General features: G+C 71.9%; 12 protein-coding genes and 1 pseudogene. 11 read left to right on the forward strand and 2 right to left on the reverse strand.

The genetic code is table 11. The features are described 5' to 3' along the window. Nucleotides 1–23: 23 nt before the first annotated feature. Together ACIBAF_RS34480 and ACIBAF_RS34485 are read right to left on the reverse strand one after the other, a co-directional pair. Nucleotides 24–866, reverse strand: a complete 843-nt coding sequence (locus ACIBAF_RS34480) for a zf-HC2 domain-containing protein (protein WP_399468133.1) — start codon at nt 864–866, stop codon at nt 24–26. A gap of 67 nt (nt 867–933) precedes the next feature. Then, nucleotides 934–1,485 carry an RNA polymerase sigma factor gene (locus tag ACIBAF_RS34485; protein ID WP_319677857.1) on the reverse strand — a complete coding sequence of 184 codons (552 nt, stop codon included), beginning with the start codon at nt 1,483–1,485 and terminating at the stop codon, nt 934–936. 207 nt (nt 1,486–1,692) lie between these two features. Between ACIBAF_RS34485 and ACIBAF_RS34490 the strand changes: the two are divergent. The 11 genes and pseudogenes from ACIBAF_RS34490 to pstB all read left to right on the forward strand — a co-directional run. Then, nucleotides 1,693–2,061 (forward strand): annotated as a pseudogene (locus ACIBAF_RS34490) (GntR family transcriptional regulator); the annotation flags it as partial. Between the two features lie 167 nt (nt 2,062–2,228). Then, a complete protein-coding gene (locus ACIBAF_RS34495) occupies nt 2,229–3,149 on the forward strand; it encodes an ABC transporter ATP-binding protein (RefSeq protein ID WP_399468134.1) in 921 nt (306 codons plus the stop codon). Beyond that, the gene (locus ACIBAF_RS34500) at nt 3,146–4,180 is read left to right on the forward strand and encodes an ABC transporter permease (RefSeq protein ID WP_399468135.1); all 1,035 of its coding nucleotides are present in this window, start codon (nt 3,146–3,148) and stop codon (nt 4,178–4,180) included. Before ACIBAF_RS34495 ends, ACIBAF_RS34500 begins: the two co-directional genes overlap by 4 nt. Beyond that, nucleotides 4,177–5,181, forward strand: a complete 1,005-nt coding sequence (locus ACIBAF_RS34505; protein ID WP_399468136.1) for a hypothetical protein — start codon at nt 4,177–4,179, stop codon at nt 5,179–5,181. Before ACIBAF_RS34500 ends, ACIBAF_RS34505 begins: the two co-directional genes overlap by 4 nt. Before the next feature lie 231 nt (nt 5,182–5,412). After that, nucleotides 5,413–7,770, forward strand: a complete 2,358-nt coding sequence (locus tag ACIBAF_RS34510; protein WP_399468137.1) for an RNA degradosome polyphosphate kinase — start codon at nt 5,413–5,415, stop codon at nt 7,768–7,770. Continuing rightward, complete coding sequence (locus tag ACIBAF_RS34515; RefSeq protein ID WP_399468138.1) at nt 7,751–8,893, forward strand: CHAD domain-containing protein; 1,143 nt, start codon at nt 7,751–7,753, stop codon at nt 8,891–8,893. The genes ACIBAF_RS34510 and ACIBAF_RS34515 overlap by 20 nt, the downstream gene beginning before the upstream one ends. A 129-nt stretch (nt 8,894–9,022) precedes the next feature. Further along, nucleotides 9,023–9,481, forward strand: coding sequence for an NUDIX hydrolase (locus ACIBAF_RS34520; protein ID WP_399468152.1), 459 nt, complete (start codon nt 9,023–9,025; stop codon nt 9,479–9,481). A 278-nt stretch (nt 9,482–9,759) separates the two neighbouring features. Beyond that, on the forward strand, nt 9,760–10,893 hold the full coding sequence (gene pstS, locus ACIBAF_RS34525) for a phosphate ABC transporter substrate-binding protein PstS (protein WP_399468139.1): 1,134 nt from the start codon (nt 9,760–9,762) through the stop codon (nt 10,891–10,893). A 139-nt stretch (nt 10,894–11,032) separates the two neighbouring features. Continuing rightward, nucleotides 11,033–12,052, forward strand: a complete 1,020-nt coding sequence (gene pstC, locus ACIBAF_RS34530) for a phosphate ABC transporter permease subunit PstC (protein WP_399468140.1) — start codon at nt 11,033–11,035, stop codon at nt 12,050–12,052. Then, complete coding sequence (gene pstA / locus ACIBAF_RS34535; RefSeq protein WP_399468141.1) at nt 12,049–13,113, forward strand: phosphate ABC transporter permease PstA; 1,065 nt, start codon at nt 12,049–12,051, stop codon at nt 13,111–13,113. Before pstC ends, pstA begins: the two co-directional genes overlap by 4 nt. Nucleotides 13,114–13,154: 41 nt before the next feature. Further along, a complete protein-coding gene (gene pstB, locus ACIBAF_RS34540) occupies nt 13,155–13,931 on the forward strand; it encodes a phosphate ABC transporter ATP-binding protein PstB (RefSeq protein WP_399468143.1) in 777 nt (258 codons plus the stop codon). Nucleotides 13,932–14,841 lie beyond the last annotated feature (910 nt).

Consider the following 14,841-nt stretch of genomic DNA (forward strand, 5'->3'; position numbering starts at 1 on the left):
AGGCGTTGGGGTTGGGGGGTGGGTCATCCTGTGCCGCCTTCTGGGAAGCGGGCCAGGGGGCGGGCGTCGAAGCGGTCTCGGGACTGGTAGAGCAGGAGGGCGGCCAGGGCCGCCATCGCTGCCGCGGCCGACTGGCCCGCCGCCGTGAAGGGGGCGAGTGTTTCGTGCTCGGGCGTCCGGGACGTCGCCACCACCAGCAGGGTCAGCCATGCGCCGCCGACCAGGGCGGGCGCGACGACCGGGCCCAGGCGGGCGGTCAGCGCGAGGCCCGTCGCGGTCAGGGCGAGCGCGGGCAGCAGCCAGGACAGGGCCAGCAGCCCGTACCCCGGAAGGGCCAGCGTCGCCAGGCCGTTGAAGACCAGGCCCGCGGTGAGCACCGCGACCGTACGGATCATCAGCAGCCGGAAGCCGTGCAGCGGAGCGACGACGGCCATCTCGTACGTCGGATCCAGGGACGGGCCGTAGGACAGGGCGACGCCTGCGAGCGGGAGCAGCGGGGCGAGCGCGAGGAACAGCGCGGGCTGGTGCGCGACACGCACCGCCAGCACCGTCATGACCAGCAGGAACAGCACGGACAGCAGCCAGGAGCGGCGCAGTACCGGCGTCGCCGCGAGCAGCCGCGCGGTGTGGTCGGCCACGCCGAGCCGCACCAGCAGCCGTTCGAGCAGGCTCGGGCGCGGCGCGTCCAGCTCGGCGTCCAGCCGCTCCCAGCCGGTGTCCAGCGCGACCGGGTCGGCGGTCGCCGCGAGCCGGGCCCGGCACTGTGCGCACCCGGTGAGGTGGGTGTCGGCGGACCACAGCAGGGGTGGCGCCAACTCGCCGTGCGCGTAGGAGCGCAGGTCTTCTTCCGCCACGTGCCACGTCATGCCAGGTCCTCCCTCGACTGCTCGCCGCCCACGCGAACGCGCGAGCCCGCTCCGCACACGTACCGCCTCATGCCAGCGCCTCCCGCAGTTGCTTGCGGGCACGCTGGGCCCGCGTCTTGACGGTGCCGGGCGGGATGCCGAGCAGAACGGCCGCCTCCCGGGTGGTGAGTCCGTCGATGACGGTCGCCTGCAGGACGGCCCGCAGCTCCGGCGAGAGCCGGACGAGGGCCCCGGCGAGGTCTCCGTGCTCCACCCCCGCGAGCACGCGTTCCTCCGCCGACGCCTCGTCGCGGTGGCGCAGTCGGGCCAGCGCCTGGCGCAGCCGGCCGCGCGCCCCGTCGCCGCGCACGGCGTCGACCAGGCGGCGCGCGCCGATGCGCCACAGCCAGCCGGCGGCGTCGCCGGAGGCGCTCTCCTCGCGATAGCGGGCGGTGCCCCGCCACACCGCGAGGAACGTCTCCTGAACGACGTCGTCGACTATCCCGGCGTCGGCGCAGCGGCCGCGCAGGCGCGCGGTCAGCCACGGTGCGTACCGCCGGTACAGCTCCTCGAAGGCGTGACGGTCCCGGTCTGCCGCGATGGCCCGCAGCAGCTCCCCGTCGCTTCTCGTTTCGCTCACAACCCCTCATCGGACGAGCCCCGCCGATCGGTTCACGATTCCCCACACGATTTTTTTCGGACCCGCCGACACCCCCCGCCGCCCCCCACCTCGCCAACCGCCCCCAACCTCGCCGACCTCCCCCACCTCCCCCGCCTCCCGATCTTGACTTCCGCGCCCCCTTCCACCACCCTTTCACTACTCAATTAGTGAAAGGGTGGTTGTCCAGTGGTCGAATACCGCATCGACCGGCACAGCGGCGTCGCCACCTACGTCCAGATCGTCCAGCAGACGAAGCAGGCCCTGCGCCTGGGCATGCTGCAGGCCGGCGACAAGCTGCCCACCGCACGCGAGGTCGTCGAGGCGACCGCCATCAACCCGAACACCGTGTTGAAGGCGTACCGCGAGCTGGAGCGCGACGGGCTGGTGGAGGCCCGGCGCGGCCTCGGCACCTTCGTGCGGCGCGGGCTGAACACCGCCCCGGCCGACTCGCCCCTGCGCACGGAACTGGACGGCTGGGCGGTCCGGGCCCGGGCGGCCGGGCTGGACCGCGACGACGTTTCCGCGCTCTTCACCGCCGTACTCGACGAACAGTTCGCCGTACCCGCCGTACCCGCCGTGCCCTCCGTGCCTGCCGGGCCCGAAGCGCCTGCTGTGCCTGCTGTGCCTGCTGTGCCTGCTGTGCCTGCTGTGCCTGCTGTGCCTGCCGTATCCGACCCCCACACCGCCCGCGTAGAGCGAGAGCACCCCCAGGGAGACCCCTCATGACCGACACCGCCATGGCGGCAACCGCGCTCGGCAAGCGCTTCGGCCGACGCGGGGGCTGGGCGTTGCGCGACTGCACGTTCCGGCTCCCCGCCGGGCGCGTCTGTGCCGTCGTCGGGCCCAACGGCGCGGGCAAGTCCACGCTCCTCTCCCTCGCCGCCGGTCTGCTGGCCCCCACCGAGGGCCGGATCACCGTCCTCGGGACGGACCCGGCGTCCGCCCGCGCGCGTGTCGCTTACGTCGCCCAGGACAAGCCGCTGTACCCGCAGCTCACCGTCGCCGAGACGCTGCTCGTGGGCGCCGACCTCAACCCGGGCCGCTGGGACGCCGCCACCGCCGAGCGGATCGTTTCCGCGGGGGACCTCGACGGCAAGAAGAAGATCCGCTCCCTCTCCGGCGGCCAGCGCACCCGCGTCGCACTCGCCCTGGCCCTGGCCAAGCAGCCCGAACTGCTCCTCCTCGACGAGCCGATGGCCGACCTCGACCCGCTGGCCCGGCACGAGCTGATGGGCGCCCTGATGGCCTGCGCGGCGCAGTACGGCACGACGATCGTGATGTCGTCGCACGTGGTGGCCGAACTGGAGGACTCCTGCGACCACCTGCTGCTGGTGGGCGGCGGTCGGGTGCGACTCGCCGGTGAGATCGACGACCTGCTCGCCGCCCACACGCGCGTGAGCGCACCGACGCGGTCCACCGCCTCGGACCTCGCCCGGGAGCCCGCCCGGGATCTCGCCCCGCACACGGTCGTGGAGTCCCGGGTCACCGGCCGTCAGGTCTCCGCCCTGGTGCGGCCCGCGGGCCCGCTCGCCGACGACTGGCGCACCTCGGCGCCCTCCCTTGAGGACCTCGTCCTCGCCTACCTGCGCAACCCGCAGGCCGCCCCGCTCACGCCGGCCGTGCCCGAGGAGGCCGCCGTATGACCGCCCTCGCCCTCTCCCCTGCCGCCTCGAAGGACGCCCCGGGACGCCCTCCCGGACCGCGCTGGCTGCTGCGGCTGCACCGGTCCGCCCTGTACGCCTGGACCGCTCTCGTCGCCGTCCTCGCCGTCGCCCTGGTGTGGCTGTGGGGGCCGCTCACCGACAGTGCGGCCGACGCCTGGCAGCAGTACCGCGCCTGCCCCGACGACGGCCTCTGCACATACGACCAGGACGCGATCGTCCGCTTCAAGAGCGTGTACATGTACACGACCGGTGCGCTGACCGCGCTCCCCTTCCTCGTGGGCGCCTGGGCGGGCGCCTCCCTGTTCGGCCGCGAGCTGGAGCACGGCACCGCACAGCTCGCCTGGACGCAGGGGGTGTCCCCGACCCGCTGGCTGGCCACCAAGCTCGCCGTGCCCGCCGTCCTGGTCGCCGTGGGCACGGGCCTGCTGGTCGCGCTGCATCGCCTGATGTGGTCGGCGGGCACCGGGCGCATCGACACCACCAAGTCCTGGTACGACAACCTCACCCTGCACACCAACGGCCCCACCACGGTCGCCTTCGCCCTGACCGGACTGGCCGGCGGCGCGCTCGCGGGCGTCCTGCTGCGCCGCACCCTGCCCGCGCTGGTCCTCGCCCTCGGTTTCGTCGGCGCCGCGCGCGTGCTCGCCGACCAGGCCCTGCCGCACCTGTGGCCGGGCGTCACCAAGGTCACGAGCCTCAGCGCCGGCCCCGGCTGGGAGGGCATGACCGTCGACACGGGCCTGGTCACCTCCACCGGCGCGCACATCCCGGACATCGGCTGCGCGTCGGTCCTCCCGGACGGCTGTGCCGACGCGTACGCAAAGCTCGACGCGACCGGCTACTACGCCACCTACCACCCCGAGTCGCACTACTGGCCGCTCCAGCTGACCACGACCGCCCTCCTGCTGACGGTCGCCACCGCCCTCACGGTGGCCGCGTTCGTCCTCCTCAGGCGCACGACCGCCACCTCCCCGCGCGCGGGCGAGGCGGGTAAGGAGACCGCCGTATGACCACCGTCGCCGACGTGAGTCCCCAGGCCGCAGTCGGCCGCCCCGGCCCACGCCCCGGTACGTGGGGCACCGCCCGCGCGGTGCTGCGCGTGCACCGCGCGGCCCTCGTCGTCTGGGCCGGCCTCGTGGTAGCGCTGTGCGGATGGCTGGTGTGGATCACCGAGGCCACCGGCAGGGACGCGCGCGCGGCCGCGGAGGTCTGTGACCGTGCGGGACCGGACCTGTGCGACACGACCATCGCCTGGACCGGCTACAGCGTGACGGTCGACTGGATCGGCCTGCTGACCTCGTACCTCTTCCTCGCCGTGGCCGCGTACGCGGGCGGCGCGCTGATCGGGCGCGAGCTGGAGAGCGGCACCGCGCGGTTCGCCTGGACCCAGGGCGTCTCCCCCGCCCGCTGGCTGGCCGCCAAGCTGGCCGTCCCCGCGCTCGTCGTGACCGCCGGCGCCACCGCCCTGGTCCCCGTGTACCGCTGGGCCTGGAGCGCCAACCAGGACCCGCTGTACCACGGCTGGATGTCCGACGACGCGTACCTCTCCCGCGGCCCGGCCACCGTCGCGTACGCCCTGTGCGCACTCGCCGTCGGCGCCGTCACCGCGCTCCTGATACGCCGCGCGCTGCCCGCCCTCGCGGTCTCCGTGGCCGCGACCGGGCTGCTCGGCTACGTCGTGGCGCAGCTGCGCGCCTCCTTCTGGCCCGCCGTGACCATCACCGCGTCGCCCGAGGAGCTCGACTATCCCGCGTCCGCGTGGGTGGTGGAGAGCGGCGCCGTGGTGCACGGCCGACATGTCCAGGACCTCGACTTCACCCGGTGCTACGGCGGCTCGACCGGCAGGACGCAGGCGTGCCTGGACGACATGGGCGTCCAGGGCTCCTACCTGACCTACCACCCCGAGTCCCACTACTGGCCGATCCACCTCGTGGAGACCGGCGTGGTGCTCGCCGTCACGGCCGCCGTGACCGCCGCCGCCTTCTGGCTGCTGCGCCGCCGCACCGCCTGAACCAGCGAGACCAAGCGAGACCAGGGGCGCGTACGTCCCTCCACGGGGGGAAGGACGTACGCGCCTCTCGCGTTTCCCGCTGCGTTTCCCGCCGGCCGCCGGCCCGCGAGCCCGCCCACGCCCCACCCCCACGCCCCACCCCCACGCCCCACCCCCGCGAGCCGCCCCCCGATATCCCGCACGCCATGTCGCCGTAACCGTCGGTTCAGATGACCTTGCGACGCTCGGCGAATGAACCCCGCCGTGCCCGAGCCTTCGCCGCCCCCCGAGGGGGATCAGCCCCCCGAAGGGCCCGCCGCGATCCCGCCCGCACGTTCCGACGCGCCTGTCACGCTGCTGGCGCGGAAGAATGGGTTTATGAGCCAGTCAGACACCACGGCAGAGGTCCAGCACGCACAGCCCTCAGTGGGCTCCATAGCCGCGCACCGCCCGCACACCGTGTCGGCCGCGGTCTCCGACCTGGAACCCGACATCGACGCCGACCTCGACGCGTACGAGGAATCGCCGTACGACGGGCCCGAGCTGCCCCAGGGGCGTTTCCTGGACCGGGAGCGCAGCTGGCTCGCGTTCAACGAGCGGGTCCTGGAGCTCGCCGAGGACCCGAACACGCCCCTCCTCGAACGCGCGAACTTCCTCGCCATCTTCGCCAGCAACCTGGACGAGTTCTTCATGGTCCGGGTGGCCGGACTGAAGCGCCGCATCGCCACCGGCGTCGCCACCCGCTCCGCCTCCGGTCTCCAGCCGCGCGAGGTGCTGGAGATGATCTGGGCCCGCTCCCGCGAGCTCATGGCCCGGCACGCCGCGACCTACCACGAGGACATCGCGCCCGCCCTCGCGGAGGAGGGCATCCACCTGGTCCGCTGGAGCGAGCTGACGGAGAAGGAGCAGGCCCGCCTCTTCACGCTGTTCCGGCACCAGATCTTCCCCGTCCTCACCCCCCTCGCCGTCGACCCCGCGCACCCCTTCCCGTACATCTCGGGTCTCTCCCTGAACCTCGCGGTCGTCGTGCGCAACCCGGTCAGCGGCCACCCGCACTTCGCGCGCGTCAAGGTGCCGCCGCTGCTCTCCCGCTTCCTGGAGAGCTCTCCCGGCCGCTACGTCCCCATCGAGGACGTCATCGCCGCGCACCTGGAAGAGCTCTTCCCGGGCATGGAGGTGCTGGAGCACCACGCCTTCCGGCTCACCCGCAACGAGGACCTCGAGGTCGAGGAGGACGACGCCGAGAACCTCCTGCAGGCCCTGGAGAAGGAGCTCATGCGGCGCCGCTTCGGTCCGCCGGTGCGCCTGGAGGTCGAGGAGTCCATCAACCGCGAGGTGCTGGACCTGCTGGTGCGCGAGCTGAAGATCTCCGAGGCCGAGGTCTACCCGCTGCCCGGCCCCCTCGACCTCACCGGTCTCTTCCGCATCCACGGGCTCGACCGTCCCGAGCTGAAGTACAAGAAGTTCATCGCCGGCACCCACCGCGACCTCGCCGAGGTCGAGTCGGCGTCCGCGCCCGACGTCTTCGCGGCGCTGCGCTCCCGGGACGTGCTCCTGCACCACCCGTACGACAGCTTCTCCACCTCCGTCCAGGCCTTCCTGGAGCAGGCGGCCGCCGACCCGGACGTCCTCGCCATCAAGCAGACGCTGTACCGGACCTCGGGCGACTCCCCGATCGTCGACGCGCTCATCGAGGCCGCCGAGGCCGGCAAGCAGGTCCTCGTCCTGGTCGAGATCAAGGCCCGCTTCGACGAGCACGCCAACATCAAGTGGGCGCGCAAACTGGAGGAGGCCGGCTGCCACGTCGTCTACGGCCTGGTCGGCCTGAAGACGCACTGCAAGCTGTCGCTGGTGGTCCGGCAGGAAGGCGACACCCTGCGCCGCTACTGCCACGTCGGCACCGGCAACTACCACCCGAAGACGGCCCGGCTCTACGAGGACCTCGGTCTGCTCACCTCGGACCCGCAGGTCGGCGCGGACCTCTCGGACCTGTTCAACCGGCTTTCCGGCTACTCCCGCCGCGAGACCTACCGCCGGCTGCTCGTCGCCCCCAAGTCCCTGCGCGACGGCCTGATCTCGCGTGTCGACAAGGAAGTCCAGCACCACCGCGCCGGACGACCCGCGCACATCCGCATCAAGGTCAACTCGATCGTCGACGAGGCGCTCATCGACTCCCTCTACCGCGCGTCCCAGGCAGGCGTGCCGGTCGACGTGTGGGTGCGCGGCATCTGCGCGGTGCGCCCGGGCGTGCCGGGACTGTCGGAGAACATCCGGGTCCGCTCGATACTCGGCCGCTTCCTCGAACACTCCCGTGTCTTCGGCTTCGGCAACGGCGGTGAGCCCGAGGTGTGGATCGGCAGCGCCGACATGATGCACCGCAACCTCGACCGCCGTATCGAGGCCCTGGTCAGGGTCACCGACCCGGCCCACCGGGCGTCCCTGAACCGGATGCTGGAGACCGGCATGTCCGACGCCACCGCCTCCTGGCACCTCGGCCCGGACGGCGACTGGATCCGGCACGCGACGGACGCGGACGGCGCGCCCCTGCGCAACGTCCAGGAGATGCTCATAGACGCGCGGAGGCGCCGGCGTGGCACAGCGACACCATGACCTGACGGACCCCCAGGCCGGGCCCGTGACCACGGGGGACGCCCTCGCGGGCTATCTCCGTGAGCAGGCCACGGAATTCCTCCGCGCCCTGCGTCTGCACCGGGAGACGGGGGGCGCGACGGCGAACGGCTCGTCGGGCGGTGCGGCGGGCGGCGCGGCGGGCGGCGCGGAGGAGCGCGTCGACGCGGTGCGCGCCCTGCGCCGCTCGGCCCGCCGCATCAGCGGCAGTCTGCACACCTTCCGGCCGCTCCTCGACGCCGAGTGGTCGGAGGGCATCCGCCCGGAACTGGCGTGGCTGTCGGGCGTGTTGGCCCTGGAGCACGCTTACGGGGCCCGGCTGGAGCGGCTGCTGCTGGCGCTGAACCGGCTGTCGGGCACCGCACCGACGCCGGCGCCGACGCCCGTACCGGCCCAGTCGGCCCAGTCGGCCGGGGCGAGCGCGGGCGACCGGTCAGCCGACCGGGCCGGCGCCGCCCGTACGACGGCGGTCCCGGACCGCGGCAATCTCACCGTGGGCGCGGCGAAGGCGGGCGCCCTGCTGGACCGTCAGCTCACCCTCGCCCGCACCCGGGCCCACTCCACCGCCCTGCAGGCCCTCGGCTCCTCCCGCTTCCACGCCGTCGCGGACCAGGTCGCCGTCCTCGCCAGCGAGGTCCCGCTCACCCCCGTCGCCCCCACGAGCGACCTGCGCCCGCTCGCCCGGGCGGCCGAGGAGCGGCTGTCCGACGCGGTCGCCACGCTCCCGCTGGTCACCGCGGGCATCCCGTACAACGCGGAGGCCCTGATCCACGGCCTCTCCGCGGAGCCGGCCCCGCACCCGCAGGACGCGCCCTGGCACCAGGTCCGTCTGCTGCTGCGCCTGCACCGGTACGCCTGCGAGGTCGTGGACGGCCGGGACGCCCCGCTGGACGTCCGCCTGCTGGCGGCCGGCCAGGCCCTGGACCGGCACCGCGACGCCTCGGAGGCGGCGTCCGCGGCGGCCCAGGCGGCCCGTACGCCCCGGATCGCGCCGGCGACCGCGTACGCGCTCGGCGTGCTGCACGCGGACCAGCGGCATGAGGTGGAGGCGGCGCGGTACGCGTTCCAGCGCTCCTGGCAGAAGCAGACGATCGGCACACCCTGAGCCACAGGCGGTGAGTACCGGATGAGCACGGCGAACAGTCCCGATGACACCCCCGACACCACCGACACCACTGGCCCCACCGACCCGAGCGACACCACCGGCCCAAGCGACACCACCGACCCGAGCGACATTAGCGACGCGACCGACACCACTGGCCCCTCTGGCCCCTCTGACCCCACCGACACCGTCGTCCGGGCGGCGGGCTGCGTGCTGTGGCGGCGCTCCCCGTCGGGAGGTGAACTGGAGGTATGCCTCGTTCACCGCCCCAAGTACGACGACTGGTCGCACCCCAAGGGGAAGCTGAAACGCGGCGAGGAACCGCTCGCGGGCGCGCTGCGGGAGGTCGAGGAGGAGACGGGCCACCGGGCCGCGCCCGGCGCCCGGCTGCCCACCATGGAGTACGAGGCGAACGGCCGTCCCAAGCAGGTCCGCTACTGGGCGGCCGAGGCCGTCTCCGGCACGTTCACGCCGAACCACGAGGTCGACCGCCTCCTTTGGCTCGCACCGCAGGCCGCCCGCGACCGACTGACCCAGCCGAGGGATCGCACGCTCGTGGACGCCCTGCTGGACGTCCTCCACCTGGCATAACAGGGGCGGAGGAGCCGGCATGACGGGGACGGAGGATCAGCCGGCCGCCGGAACCGGCCCGTGTCCTCGACGTGAGCGTTCCGTGACCTAACCGCACCGCCGCCAGGGGTTCACCCGCCGTTCACCCGCGCCCGTAAGCGCCTTCACCTGATCTGCCTAATTTCGGCCTTACGCGGTGCGGTGCGCGACCCAAGCGGTCACGTCCGCTCCGACCAGACTTCGCACACTCCGCACGCCGCCGAATTCAGGACGGCGGCTCCAGGAAGGATCTTCCCCAAGTGAAGCTTCAGCGCATGAACCGGCGGGCTCTCTCCCTCGGTGCTCTCGCCGTCTCCGGCGCCCTGGCCCTCACGGCGTGCGGCTCCGACGACAACGGCTCCAGCAGTGGCAGCAGCAGCTCGTCCTCCGCCACCGCGGCCGCCGGGTCCATCAAGTGCGACGACGCCAAGGGCCAGCTCCTCGCCGACGGCTCCTCCGCGCAGAAGAACGCGATCGACGCCTGGGTGAAGAACTTCACGCAGGCCTGCAACGGCGTCCAGGTCAACTACAAGGGCTCCGGCTCCGGCGCGGGCGTCACCGCGTTCACGCAGGGCCAGATCGCCTTCGCCGGCTCCGACTCCGCCCTGAAGGACGACGCCGTCGCCGCGTCGAAGTCGGTCTGCTCCGGCGGCCAGGGCATCGACCTGCCGATGGTCGCGGGCCCGATCGCCGTCGCCTACAACGTCGAGGGCGTCGACAACCTCGTCCTGGACGCCTCCACGATCGCCAAGATCTTCAACGGCAAGATCACCAACTGGAACGACGAGGCGATCAAGAAGCTGAACCCGACCGCCAAGCTGCCCGACCAGAAGATCCAGCCGTACCACCGCTCGGACGAGTCCGGCACCACGGACAACTTCACCAAGTACCTGATCGCCACCGCCAAGACCGACTGGCCCTACTCCGGCGGCAAGGCCTGGCAGGCCAAGGGCGGCCAGTCCGCGGCCGGTTCCTCCGGTGTCGCCCAGGGCGTCAAGTCGACCCCCGGCGCGATCGGCTACATGGAGCTGTCGTACGCCAAGGACGGTCTGGGCACCGTCGCCGTCAACACCGGTGCCGCGGCCCCGGTGAAGGCCTCCTCCGACGGCGCCACCAAGGCCGTCGCCGCCGCGCAGGTCGTCGGCACCGGCAGCGACCTGTCGCTGAAGCTGGACTACAACACCAAGGCCGACGGCGCCTACCCGCTCACCCTGGTCACGTACGAAATCGTCTGCGACAAGGGCAACAAGGCCGCCACCCTGCCCGCCACCAAGGCGTTCCTGCGCTACATCGCCAGCACGGACGGCCAGGGCATCCTCTCGGGCATCGACTACGCGCCGATCCCCGACGCCATCATCTCCAAGGTCCGCACCACCATCGAGGGCCTGAGCTGATCTGAGCGGTGCGGTCCGGCGCCGGGGAGACCCGGTCCGGACCGCACCCGTCCGGTGCACCGCCGCCAGGGGCCCCGCAGTCCGGCCCCACCCGAGCCGCCCACACATCCGCAGGCGGCTCCGCAAACCGGAGACCCCCATGGACATATCGACACAGAAGTCAGACGCGGACGACACCCCGCCCCCCACGCCCCCGCCGGTCCCGACCGCCGAGCAGAAGCGCGCGGCCCGTGCCGCCACCCGACCCGGAGACCGCATCTTCCTCGCGCTCTCCCGTGGCTCGGGCATTTTCCTGTTGGTGATCATGGCCGCCATCGCGGCCTTCCTCACCTACCGGGCCTACCTCGCCATCAGCAAGGACGACGCCAACTTCCTCACCACCTTCGAGTGGAACACCGGCCTCGTCCCGCCGAAGTTCGGCATCGCGGTCCTGGCCTTCGGCACGGTGGTCTCGTCGATCATCGCCATGGTCATCGCCGTCCCGATCGCGGTGGCCATCGCCCTGTTCATCACGCACTACGCCCCGCGCAAGCTGAGCGGTCCCATCGCGTACGTGATCGACCTGCTCGCCGCCGTGCCGTCCATCGTGTACGGCCTGTGGGGCGCCCTGGTCCTCGTACCGCACATGGACGGCCTGTTCGGCTGGCTCAACGACTACTTCGGGTGGACCGGAGTCTTCTCCTGGGACGAGGGCGCCCCGCGCTCGATGCTCACGGTGGGCGTCCTGCTGGCCGTGATGGTCCTGCCGGTCATCACCAACGTCAGCCGCGAGGTCTTCCGCCAGGTCCCGCAGATGCACGAGGAGGCGGCCCTGGCGCTCGGCGCCACCCGCTGGGAGGTCATCCGCATGTCGGTGATCCCCTTCGGCCGCTCCGGAGTGATCTCGGCGTCGATGCTGGGCCTCGGCCGAGCGCTGGGCGAGACGATGGCGGTGGCCACGGTCCTCTCCCCCGACTTCGACATCCACGCCAGCCTGCTCAACCCGGGCGGCGGCACCTTCGCCCAGAACATCGCCAGCAAGTTCAACGAGGCGACGGAGTTCGGCCGTGACGCGCTCATCGCCTCCGGTCTGGTCCTGTTCGTCATCACCTTGCTGGTCAATGGCGCGGCACGCATGATCATCGCCCGCCGCGCGGAGTACTCGGGGGCCAACGCATGAGCCACACAGCAGCAGTAGCAGACAAGGCCCCCAGCACGCTGCGAGCGGCCAGCCTGCCGAAGTGGTCCCCCTGGGCCATCGCCGTCGGCTCCCTCGTCCTCGCGGTCCTCATCGGCCTCGTCGGCGGCCTGGACAGCAAGGTCCAGTGGGGTCTGATCGCCGGCCTGCTCTTCGTCTTCGGCACGTTCGGCATCGCCGCGAAGGTGGAAGGCAAGCGCCAGGCGAAGGACCGGGTCGCGACCAGCCTGGTCTGGGTGGCGTTCATCCTGGCCGTCATCCCGCTGGTGTCCCTGCTGTGGACGACGATCCAGCGCGGCACGAAGGTCCTCGACGTCTACTTCCTCACCCACTCGATGGGCGTGGTCGCCGACTCCGAGCCCGGCGGCGGCATCTACCACGCCATCATCGGCAGCCTGGAGCAGGTGGGCCTCGCCACGGCGATCGGCGCCCCGGTCGGCATCCTGACGGCGATCTACCTGGTGGAGTACGGGCGCGGCAAGCTGGCGAAGGCCGTCACGTTCTTCGTGGACGTCATGACCGGCATCCCGTCCATCGTCGCGGGCCTGTTCATCCTCAGCCTCATGCTGATGCTGGACATGCAGCCGTTCGGCTTCGCCGGCTCGCTGGCGCTGGCGATCCTGATGATGCCGGTCGTCGTACGCTCGACAGAGGAAATGCTGAAGCTGGTCCCGAACGAGCTGCGCGAGGCGTCTCTCGCCCTGGGCGTCCCGAAGTGGCGCACGATCCTGAAGGTGGTAGTCCCGACGTCGATCGGAGGCATCATCACGGGCGTGATGCTGGCGATCGCCCGTATCGCGGGCGAGACGGCCCCGGTGCTGCTGTTGGTCTTCGGCAACCCGTTCATCAACAACAACCCCTTCGAGGGTGCGCAGGCATCGCTCCCGCTGTACATCTACCAGCAGTACGCGCAGAGTGCGGGTTCGACGGCGGCCTACGACCGAGCCTGGGCGGCGTCGCTCACGCTGATCGCCTTCGTGATGATCCTGAACCTGGTGGCCCGCGGCATCGCCCGCTGGAAGGCCCCGAAGACCGGTCGCTGACGCGGCCATACAGCGACTGATCGGGAAGTGAAGTAGAAATCATGGCCAAGCGAATCGACGTAAGCGGACTGACCGCCTACTACGGCGCCCACAAGGCGATCGAGGACATCTCGATGACGGTCGAACCGCGCTCGGTGACGGCCTTCATCGGCCCCTCCGGCTGCGGCAAGTCGACGTTCCTGCGCACGCTGAACCGTATGCACGAGGTGACGTCCGGCGGCCGGGTCGAGGGCAAGGTGCTCCTGGACGACGAGGACCTGTACGGCGCGGGCGTGGACCCGGTGTCCGTCCGCCGCGAGGTCGGCATGGTCTTCCAGCGCCCCAACCCCTTCCCCACGATGTCGATCTTCGACAACGTGGCCGCGGGCCTCCGCCTGAACGGCAACTACAAGAAGAGCGAGCTCGCGGACGTCGTCGAGAAGTCCCTCAAGGGCGCGAACCTCTGGAACGAGGTCAAGGACCGTCTGAACAAGCCCGGCTCGGGCCTGTCCGGCGGCCAGCAGCAGCGGCTGTGCATCGCGCGGGCGATCGCGGTGGAACCGAAGGTCCTGCTGATGGACGAGCCCTGCTCGGCCCTCGACCCCATCTCCACCCTCGCCATCGAGGACCTGATCGGCGAGCTGAAGGAACGCTTCACGATCGTCATCGTGACGCACAACATGCAGCAGGCGGCGCGCGTCTCGGACCGCACGGCCTTCTTCAACCTGGCGGCGGTGGGCCAGCCCGGCAAGCTGATCGAGATAGACGACACCGAACGCATCTTCTCCAACCCGTCGGTCCAGGCGACGGAGGACTACATCTCGGGCCGCTTCGGCTAAGCCCCGCCAACCCCTCGCGGTGCTGCATGGCGGTGCCACCGCGAGGACGCAAAGAGCCCGCCCCCCAACTCCCGGGGGGCGGGCTCGCGTTTACCTCCGGCGGATGGACCGGGGGGTGGGTGAGGTGAGGGGGTGGGGATATTTCACCGGGGGGTGAGAGGGAGGGTGCCGGCTCCGCCGACGGCGAGGTACGGAGGGGCTCCGCCGGGCGCGAGGTACGGAGGGGCTCCGCCGGGAGCGAGGTACGGAGGGGCTCCGCCGGGGGCGAGCCGCGAAGAGGGTCCGCCGGGGGCGAGCCGCAGACGGGGTCCGCCGGGGGCGAGCCGCGAAGAGGCTCCGCCGGGGGCGAGCCGCAGACGGGGTCCGCCGGGGGCGAGCCGCAGACAGGCTCCGCCGGGCGCGAGCCGCGGAGAGGGTCCGCCGGGCGCGAGCCGCAGACAGGGTCCGCCGGGGGCGAGCCGCAGACAGGCTCCGCCGGGGGCGAGCCGCGAAGAGGCTCCGCCGGGGGCGAGCCGCGAAGAGGCTCCGCCGGGCGCGAGCCGCGGAGAGGGTCCGCCGGGGGCGAGCCGCAGACAGGGTCCGCCGGGCGAGGTGAGGTACGGAGGAAGCGGCTTCGCCGGGTGGAGCGAGAGGGCGGGAGCTGACTCCGCCGGGCGAGCGCGGGGTGCAGGGGTGCGGGGGCGCAGTCCCGCAAGACGCGCAAAGGACGAAGTCCCCGCCGGAGGCCGGGGCCGAGCCCCAGGACGAGGGCAACCCACCAACCCACCACGCTGGGCCACGCCCGCACCAACCCCCCGGGGGGCCAGGGGCAAAGCGGGTAGGGGGCAGACCATGATCAAAAGCGCACTTCAACAAATTGTTGAATTCGGAATTACCCTCTGTAATTCTATTTCCAATTCATTCCGAATTG

The organism is Streptomyces sp. NPDC051677, assembly GCF_044453465.1.
Lineage (GTDB): Bacteria > Actinomycetota > Actinomycetes > Streptomycetales > Streptomycetaceae > Streptomyces.